At 76.6% G+C, this 6861-nt stretch carries 5 protein-coding genes and 1 pseudogene; 2 read left to right on the top strand and 4 right to left on the bottom strand.

Annotated elements, in window-relative coordinates:
- From BN1056_RS00080 to BN1056_RS00065, 4 genes and pseudogenes are all read right to left on the bottom strand, one after another.
- Positions 1–376: pseudogene (locus BN1056_RS00080) on the bottom strand (hypothetical protein); the annotation flags it as partial.
- A complete protein-coding gene (gene hemC, locus BN1056_RS00075; RefSeq protein WP_210578115.1) occupies positions 373–1566 on the bottom strand; it encodes a hydroxymethylbilane synthase in 1194 nt (397 codons plus the stop codon). The pseudogene BN1056_RS00080 and the gene hemC, both read right to left, overlap by 4 nt.
- Entirely contained in the window at positions 1563–3152 is a 1590-nt protein-coding gene (locus BN1056_RS00070) for a protoporphyrinogen/coproporphyrinogen oxidase (RefSeq protein ID WP_210578114.1), read from the bottom strand. The genes hemC and BN1056_RS00070 overlap by 4 nt, the downstream gene beginning before the upstream one ends.
- Positions 3149–4420, bottom strand: a complete 1272-nt coding sequence (locus BN1056_RS00065) for a uroporphyrinogen decarboxylase (protein ID WP_244671405.1) — start codon at positions 4418–4420, stop codon at positions 3149–3151. Before BN1056_RS00065 ends, BN1056_RS00070 begins: the two co-directional genes overlap by 4 nt.
- 241 nt (positions 4421–4661) lie before the next feature.
- On the opposite strand from BN1056_RS00065, the gene BN1056_RS00060 reads away from it, so the two are divergent.
- Complete coding sequence (locus BN1056_RS00060; protein ID WP_210578113.1) at positions 4662–5981, top strand: glutamyl-tRNA reductase; 1320 nt, start codon at positions 4662–4664, stop codon at positions 5979–5981.
- The coding region (locus BN1056_RS00055) for a ferrochelatase (RefSeq protein WP_244671404.1) at positions 5978–6861 on the top strand (884 nt) is incomplete at its 3' end. The genes BN1056_RS00060 and BN1056_RS00055, both read left to right, overlap by 4 nt.

The following is a 6861-nucleotide window of genomic DNA, read 5'->3' as shown; positions in this document are numbered from 1 at the left end:
CGACGGCGAGCCCGGTGTGCACGGGCGCGTTGCTCGGCCGCCCGGTGTCACCGGGGGACAGGGCCGCGTCGTCGGCCTTCGCGCGGGGAGGGGTCTTTTCACGGCCGCTCAAGGAGCCCAGGGCGAAGAAGTCCAGGGTGCGCGCCGAGGTCAGCACCACCCAGGCGTAGTGGCCGGCCGCCAGCTGTGCGGCGGCGCGCATGCGGGGCTCGGCCGGCCCGGCGACGGCGCGGGTGACTCCCGCGCACAGCACCCGGGCGCCCGCAGCCACCAGTGCGGCGGCGATGGCGTCGCCGGGCTTGGCGCGCGGCAGCAGGACGCGTCGCCCGGCCAGAGGGGTGGTTGCGGAGCCCGGCGCGGCGGTCGCCGGGCTCATGGCGCCTCCCGGCGGCCGCGGTCGGGCAGCTCGGCGTGCAGGTCGACCAGCTGTGCGGCGCCCGCCGACAGCAGTGCCTCGGCCACCGCCTCCCCGAGCCCGGCGGGCTCCGCCTGGTCTCCGACTGCCGACTCCCGCAGCAGTCGCGTCCCATCCGCCGCGGCGACGACGGCGTCCAGTCGCAGCCCGCTGCTGCCGTCGGCGCGCGGCGCGGGCGCGGCCACGGCCCCCACCGGTGCGGCGCAGCCCGCCTCCAGGCGCCGCATGAGGGCACGCTCGGCGGTCACCGCCGCATGGGTGACCGGATCGTCCAACTCGGCGAGGGTGGCGGCCAGCGCCGCGGCCAGGCCCGGGTCGCGGCCGGCTCCGCCCACAAGGGGTTCCACGCCGGCTGCGACGCCGCTCGGGTCCGGGTGCACTCCGGCCCCGGCTTCGTCCCGCGTCTCCAGGGCCAGCGCGCCCTGCGCGGGTGCCGGCACCATGACGGGCGCCGGGTCGGCCGGGTCAACGACGCCCGCTCCCGCAATGACGGTCTGGGGCAGCGCGAGCGGCTGGGTCGCGTAGCCTTCCAGACCCAGGCGGCGCAGACCCGCCAGTGCCAGCACCACGGCGTCCAGGTCGGGTTCGCGCACCGCGCCGAGTGGGCCGTCCGCACCCACCACCGCTCCAACCACCCGCGACAGCCGCGTGGGCACGTTCCCGCGCACGGGCACAACCTCCAGGTCGGGGCGCACGGCAAGCAGCTGTGCGCCGCGCCGCGGCGAGCCGGTGCCGACCCGCGCCCCACGGGGCAGGTCCGCGAGGGTGCGCCCGTCCGCCGTGCACAGGGCGTCGCGTGGGTCCTCGCGGGCCGGCACCGCCGCGATGCGCAGTCCCGGCACCGCGGCGGTGGGCAGGTCCTTGCAGGAGTGCACCGCCAGGTCGCAGGCGCCCGCCAGCAGCGCCTCGCGCAGCGCCGCCGCAAACACGCCTACGCCCCCGAGCCGCGTCAGCGGGGTGGCGTCCACGTCACCGCGGGTGCGGATTTGGACCAGCTTCACCTCCAGGTCGGCGCCGATCCGCCGGGAGGCCGCGGCCAGTGCCCGCGCCACCTGGGTGGACTGGGCGACTGCCAGCGCCGAGCCGCGGGTGCCCAGGCGCACCGTCCGCGCCGCCGGTCCGCCCGCCCCGATCGTGGTGCCGGTGTTCATACGTGCCCCTCCGGTGTGACGACGCGGCTCGTACTGTCCGCTCCCGCGAGCGCGGCCGCCTGCTCCCGGGCGTGGGCGACGACGGCGGCGATACCGGTCCCGGCCACCCACGCCCCGGTGACCGCCAAGCCCTCCAGCGGGGCGACCTCGGCCAGCAGGCGTCGGGTGCGCTCGCGGTAGGCGGGCGTCACCGGCGGTAGCGTCCCGTCCCAGCGCACCAGCATCGAGTCGATCACGTCGGCCCGGGGGATGCGCACCCCGGTCAGCACGGCGACGTCGTTGAGAACATCGTCCAGTTCCACCTGCGGGCGCGGCTCACCCGGCCGCCCGTAGGACAGCCGCAGCGCGTGTACCTCGTCCTGCTCGGGGGCCGCCCCGCCGTGCAGGCGCCGCAGCTCCTCCCCGATCCACGGCCACTTGACCGACAGGTGCGACAGCGCCTTCGCCCGCACCGGCACCTGCCCGGGCGCGGCCGGGGCCACCAGCAGGCCGGAGCCGACCGGCGCGCCCGTCAGCTCCGGGGCGCGAGCCACCAGGGTGAAGCGCGCGATCGGCGAGCCGACCGGCACCTCCAACGCGGTGTCCACGCCCGGCGCACCCGCCAGCAGCCGCAGCGCCGCAGTCGCCGAGCAGGCCAGCATCACCCGCCGTGTGCGCACCACCTGCTCCGGCCCGGCGGCCACCGGCTCGGCCGACGGCGTCGCCCCCCGGGTGGTGGGGGCGATCCCCACCTCCCAGCCGTCGTCGGCCGGGCGCAGCCACTGGGCGCCGGTGCGGGTGAGTACCCGCCCGCCTGCCGCCTCGATCGCCGCCCGCAGGGCGTCGGTCAGGCGGAACAGGCCGCCCGCGACCGTCACGTCCGCGGCGCCGCCGCCGCGCCGCCGGGCTCGCCGCCGCTCCAGCATCTCGGTGACGGCGGCTTGCAGCGAGCCCAGCCGAGCGGTGGCCTGACGCAGGCCGGGCGCCACCGTGTCGGCGGCCAGGTCGGCCGGGTCGGCGGTGTGAATGCCGGCCACGATCGGCCGCACCAGCCGGTCCAACACCGCCTCGCCCATGCGGGTGCGCACGAATGCGGCCAGGTCGGCCGGGTCCTGCGGGGAAGTGCCCACCGATCCAGCGAGCTCGGCGTCGCGGGCCGCCCGGGCGGCCCCGTCGGCTCCGATGACGGCGACGACGTCGTCGGCCAGTGGATCGGCGGGAATGCCCAGGTAGGCGTCGCGCAGGAAGCGATGCAGGCGCCAGCCGCGCGCCGGGTCCGGCTCGGCGCCGGGGCCGGCGTCGGCGCCGCCCAGGGGCGGCAGGAACAGGCGTGCCCCGCCGCCTGAGGGCCCGACTACCTCCAGTCCGAGCGCGTCGACCATTTGTGTGATCGCGTCGCCGCGGATGACGAAGCCCTCCGCACCCAGGTCCATGCGCACCCCGCCGATGGCGCCGCCGGCCACGAGCCCGCCGGTGTAACCGCGCGCCTCGATCAGCAGCGGCCGCAGCCCGGCGCGCGTCAGCTCCCAGGCGGCCGCCAGCCCGCCGATGCCGCCGCCGACCACCAGGGCGTCGTATGTGACCGGTGTCTGCTGCGAGTAGCTCATGCCTGACCATCCCATCCCGCCAATGCGGTGCGTTCCCAACTCTGCGAGCCGTGCACGCGCGCCACCACCCGGGTGAGCACGTCCGGGTCCGTGTGCGGCGGCACCCCGTGGCCGAGGTTGAACACGTGGCCGGGCGCGGCCCGGCCCGCCTCCAGGCAGGCGTCCACGCCCCGCGCCAGCACCTGCCACGGGGCCCCCAGCAGCGCCGGGTCCAGGTTGCCCTGCACCGGGCGGTCCCCCAGCTGTCGGCCGGCCTGAGCCAGGTCGGCGCACTGGTCCACGCCGACGGCGTCGGCCCCGGTGCGGTGCAGTTCGGGCAGGAGGTGGCCGGCGCGGGTGGCGAAGTGGATCGCGGGGGCCACCCGCCCGGTGGTGGGGGAGACCGCCTCGCGGGCCACGTCCAGGGCGAGTGCCGAGTAGGGGGCGACCTTTTCCCGGTAGTCGGCGGCGGGCAGGACACCGGCCCAGGAGTCGAACAGCTGCACGGCGGCCGCGCCCGCGCGTACCTGCGTGGCCATGAATGCGCCGGTTAGGTGCGCGGCCCAGGTCATGAGCCGGTCCCAGGCGTCCGGGTCGGCGTGCATGAGCGTGCGGGCGGCCAGGTGGTCGCGCGACGGGCGCCCCTCGGCCAGGTAGGCGACCAGGGTGAACGGCGCCCCGCCGAAGCCGAGCAGCGGCGTCCAGCCGGCCCCGCCCCGCGATTCGGCCAGGCCCGCCCGGGCCCGGGGGGACAGTGCGCCCGGCGCGGAGTCGGCCGGCCGCTCTGGAGTGCCCAGTTCGGCTACGACGCCGCGGGCGGCCGCCTCCACGGCCGCCACCCCGGCGGCGCCGTCGAGCGCCACGCCGGCGGCGCCGGTTCCCGCCCGCTCGGCCTCCCCGTAGCGGCGGGACACCAGGCGGCGCACCTGGGCGGCGTCGCGCACCGGGGTGTCCAGCAAGGGGCCGACCCCGGGCTCGATGCGCACCTCCACGCCCGCCAGCCGCAGCGGCACCATGATGTCGGAGAAGAGGACGGCGGCGTCCACCCCGTGACGCCGCACCGGCTGCAAGGTGGCCGACGCGGACAGCTCGGGCCGCAGGCACGCGTCCAGCATGGACGCCCCCGCCTGGGCGCGCAGCGCCCGATACTCCGGCAGCGAGCGCCCCGCCTGCCGCATGAACCACACGGGTGTGCGCGTCGGCCGCCGGCCGGCCAGCGCCTCCAGCAGGGCCGGCCGGTGCTCATCGCCGCCGCGCGCCCCGGCGGAATTCCGCACGGAAATTGTCACGAAATGGTCCTCGTCCTCGCGGAAATGACGCGACGTGGCGTTGCTAAGCAACCCCTAACAAAATGGCTCGGCCGGTCGGTCGAACATTCCCGCAATCACTATTCTCGGCTGGAATGGCGCGGTTTCTCCCGTATCGGACGGGTCGTCGGAAAGGTTTTCTGACGGCCCGTCGGAATAGGGGGCGGCCGCGCCGGTGATAATTGTGCCCCGAACGGCATCCAATGCTTAACTACCACCCGCTGTGACGATTCATCTCCTCTCCGCCGACCACCGCACCCAGGGCCTCGACGCGGTCGCCCGCCTGGGCGCCACCGCCGCGCACCTCGGCCCCGACCTGATGGGCGCCGTCCCCGCGCTGCGCGGCGTCATCGTCCTGGGCACCTGCAACCGGCTCGCCCTCCTGCTCGACGCGCCCGAGGCCGTCGCCGCGGACGGCCTGCGCCGACAGGTGACGGACGGCCTGGCCCGGCGCGCGGATCTGCGCGCCGACGCCGTCGACCTGACCGCCTGGTGCGGCACGGACGCCGTCTCCCAGCTGTTCGCGACCGCCGCCGGACTGGAGTCCATGGTGGTGGGTGAGCGTGAGATCGCCGGGCAGCTGCGCCGCGCCATGCGGGTCGCCGCCGAGGAGGACACCCTGTCGACGGACCTCACCCGCGCCGTCGAGCACGCCTCCACGGCCTCCCGCCGCGTCGCCCATGAGACCGGCCTGGCCGGCAACGGCCGCTCCGTCGTCGCCGTCGGTATCGACTTGGCGGCGCGCCACCTGCCGCCGCTGCCGGGCGTGCGGGTCCTGATCGTCGGCACCGGCGCCTATGCGGGCGCCACCGTCACCGCCCTGCGCCGCCGCTGTGTCACCGACATCGCCGTCTACTCCCGCTCCGACCGGGCGCAGGCCTTCGCCGTAGGCCGGGGCCTGCGGGCCGTGACCGACGCCGAGCTCCCCGGCGCGCTGGAGGCGGCCGACCTGGTCATCACCTGCCGGGGCCTGGGGGCGCCCGTGCTCACCCGGCAGCTCGTGGCCCCCGCCGTCGCCGGGCGCGGGCGGGTCTCCGACGCCGCTGCCGCCGAGGCGACCGGCCGGCGCCCCCTGGTGGTGCTCGACCTGGCGCTGACCCGCGACGTGGAGGTGGCGGTCGGCTCCCTGCCCGGCGTGAAGCTGATCGACCTGCCCAGCGTGCAGCGCGCCGTGCCCGCGGCCGAGGCGCGGCAGGTCGACGCCGCCCGCCGCATCGTCGACGAGGAGACCGCCCTGTTCGAACGCATGCTGTGCGGCCGCCGCATGGACCCGGTCGTGTGCTCCCTGCGCAGTCACGTCGCGGAACTGGTGGAGGAGGAGGTCGCCCGCCTGCGCGTGGTCGACGGCCGTGTGGACGCCGGTGACGCCGCCCGCGCCCTGCACCACCTGGCCGCCCGCATGCTGCACCATCCCACGGTCGCCGCCCGCGCCGCCGCCGAGGCCGGCCGCGGCCAGGACTACCTCGACGCCCTCAACCTGCTGCTGGGTGCAGAAATCGCCGCGGACCTGCGCGAAGCCGCGACCCCGGGAGAGGCTCGATGAGCCCCACCGTCGGCGATCCGCTCGCCCCCTACGACGCCGTCCTGCTGCTGTCCTACGGCGGCCCCGAGGGCCCCGACGACGTACTGCCCTTCATGCGCAACGCCACCGCCGGCCGGGGCGTGCCCGACTCCCGGCTGCGCGAGGTCTCCGGCCACTACGGCCGCTGGGACGGCGTCTCCCCGATCAACGCCCGCAACGCCGAACTCCTGGATGCGTTGCGCGCCGAGCTGGCCGCCCGCGGGAGTCGGGTGCCCGTGGCGATCGGCAACCGCAACTGGCACCCCTTCGTCTCCGAGGCCCTGCGCGAGCTCGCCGACGGCGGCGCCCGCCGCATCCTGGCCCTCACCACCGCCGCCTACGCCTCCTACTCCGGCTGCCGCCAGTACCGGGAGGACGTCGCCGGTGCGCTCGCCCTCCTGGCTGCCGGTGAGGACGGTTCCACCGGGCGCGGCCGGGAGGCGGACGCGGCCGCCCGCGTCGGCGGCGCCGGGGGCGGGCCGGTAGAGCTGGTGGTGGACAAGACCCGCCCCTTCTACAACACGCCGGGCATGCTGGCCGCCAACACCGACGCCATCGTCACCGCCTTCAACCAGCTGGTGGCCGACGGCGTGAGCGCCGACGGCATCCGGCTGGTGCTGGTCACGCACTCCATCCCCACCTCGATGGAAGAGCTGTCGGCCCCAAGCGCCGAGGAGCGTGCCGACTCGGGAGAGGCTGGATCGGGCAGTGCCACTGGCGGGGCCGGAGAGCTCTCCTCGGGTGCGGAACGTGCTGACTCGGTTGAATTTGGGCCGCGGATCGTAACCGGAAGGGTGGGGGAGGCCCCCGAAGGCGTGGCGGGGCTGGCGGGAGCGCCGCGAGGAACGAGCGGCGCGGATGG

It is taken from the genome of Actinomyces succiniciruminis, from assembly GCF_900002405.1.
Classification (GTDB): Bacteria; Actinomycetota; Actinomycetes; order Actinomycetales; family Actinomycetaceae; genus Actinomyces; species Actinomyces succiniciruminis.
This window is presented reverse-complemented; position numbering and strand designations above follow the sequence as displayed.

Bases quoted from the DNA above. Each gene is read 5' to 3' on its own strand.
- hemC (WP_210578115.1), bottom strand. From the start codon at position 1,566: ATGAACACCGGCACCACGATCGGGGCGGGCGGACCGGCGGCGCGGACG.
- BN1056_RS00070 (WP_210578114.1), bottom strand. From the start codon at position 3,152: ATGAGCTACTCGCAGCAGACACCGGTCACATACGACGCCCTGGTGGTC.